A 1761-nucleotide genomic window follows, 5' to 3' on the forward strand; every position below is an offset into this window, starting at 1 on the left:
TGGTTATCTTGCCATGATTTTATCACTTTTGATGCACTCAAAGAGAGTGTAAAAAACATCATGGATAATTATCCGTCAAAATATACGATAACTTTTAGTTAAGCACTTACTATCGTTAAAACAAGTAATTTTAGTCGGGCATGGTAATGGCGCGGGCGTTATTTTTTGCTTTTTAGAATTATTTGGCAATGATTTACTGTATAAGTTAATTCTTATTGACCGCATTCCTGTATTATTAAGTAATCCTCTCTGGACAGCTAAAGAGTTGCAATATTATGGCTCAATTGTCGATTCTGTTTCTGCAATGGATTACATTAATGCATTATCAGGAGCAAATGGCGATAGCATCAAGCAAATAATGCTAAATAGACAAATCTCTTCCAATATTAGAGAGGAAGATAAACAAATGTTATATAGAGTTAATGCTAATTTCTCTTGTCAAATAGGAGCAGCTATCGTGGCCAGTACTCTTTATGATGATTTTCGAGATGTTTTCCCACGAATAACATTACCTACATTAATTATCAGTGGTGCCGCAAGCCTCACACCGATTAGTTCTCAAAAATGGTTACACAGACAAATTCAATATTAGTCATTTTTGAAGAGCGTGAAGGAGGGAAGCATTTCATGTTTCTTGAAAACCCAGTTAAGTTTAACCGTATTATAAGTAAGTTTATAGAGGATTAGGGGATAGCTAATAGTTTGAATGTGACATATCTACTTTGCCCAACAATGTGACATTACTAACTTGCCATAACAGCGACTTTGTATTTCGAGGAAAAATAGTAAGATAAGCTCTGAAATGAACACTTATCTTAGCAAAAAAACCTCTAAAACGGAATGCCAATAGTTAGTGAATTTCACCACTTTGGCTGTTCAATCAAAAATGGAGCTTAAGTGTCTAAAATGATAGGATAAGTCTCTTTTTTTAGTCGTAAAGGTATTCTGGCTTGAACGAAACGTATAAAGACTCACTCAATGGATTGGTTGAGCATTCTTTGATTCACCTTTATTTGAATTGCGATGAAAGCTCTCGTTTTATTCCTACACCTAAGCGTAATCAAATCCTAGTCCAGCATTTAAAACCAAAAATAAAAGATCCTGAATACAGTAGCCTTAAAAACGAACTCAAAAGGTTCATTGCAATTGGCCGCAAGACAAAAGGTGATCTTGAGCTGAAACTGATTGAGATTAAGAAAATAAATGAAGATCTTGATCAAGAAGCTACAAACGCTAGAAATCTATTCGATGTACTTGAAACGTTGAAAATTAAATTGAAAATAGATAGTCGTTTCATTCGCAAGGATGAGAGTAGGAAACCCAATTTCATCTATATGTACCAGTCTGATATTGAAAAAGGATTTGATGATAAAGGTAATCAAATAATCCCACTTATGATGTTAACAAACCCCAAAAAGACCTCTGCTATAATTGAAGTGATTAAAAATACTTCTCTCTTTGTGGTTGAAGAAACTGAAATAAAGGGCGATATTGTATTGAAATCGATTCAATAAAATCAAGGACGTAATATGGCTTACGATGCGACGAGTATTCGGGTTTTAAAAGCAGAGGAAGTGTACGATCGCTTCGAATGGGTCAGAGCAAACGAATTAGCCAAAGAGTACAAAAAACCGTTAGCGTGTGTTGAAAGAGCAGGGCGGGAGCATACTTTGTCGGATAATTAACCAAAGAAAACTTTTGCCCTGTAATCATCGTCCCAACTCGCCTTTTTTAGCTTATTTCGCTGACTTGGCGCACCGC

General features: G+C 35.3%; 3 protein-coding genes. All 3 read left to right on the forward strand.

The window, feature by feature from the left end:
- Window positions 1–265 precede the first annotated feature (265 nt).
- The 3 genes from L2764_RS27025 to L2764_RS27035 all read left to right on the forward strand — a co-directional run bounded on the left by L2764_RS27025 (window position 266) and on the right by L2764_RS27035 (window position 1685).
- On the forward strand, window positions 266–592 hold the full coding sequence (locus L2764_RS27025; protein ID WP_248943419.1) for an alpha/beta fold hydrolase: 327 nt from the start codon (window positions 266–268) through the stop codon (window positions 590–592).
- Window positions 593–950: 358 nt separating this feature from the next.
- A complete protein-coding gene (locus tag L2764_RS27030) occupies window positions 951–1514 on the forward strand; it encodes a DUF2913 family protein (RefSeq protein WP_248943421.1) in 564 nt (187 codons plus the stop codon).
- A gap of 15 nt (window positions 1515–1529) precedes the next feature.
- Window positions 1530–1685 (forward strand): hypothetical protein, encoded by a 156-nt coding sequence (locus L2764_RS27035; RefSeq protein ID WP_248943423.1) that lies wholly within the window; start codon window positions 1530–1532, stop codon window positions 1683–1685.
- Window positions 1686–1761: the final 76 nt, after the last annotated feature.

This window comes from Shewanella surugensis, from assembly GCF_023284005.1.
In the GTDB taxonomy this organism is placed as follows: Bacteria; Pseudomonadota; Gammaproteobacteria; order Enterobacterales; family Shewanellaceae; genus Shewanella; species Shewanella surugensis.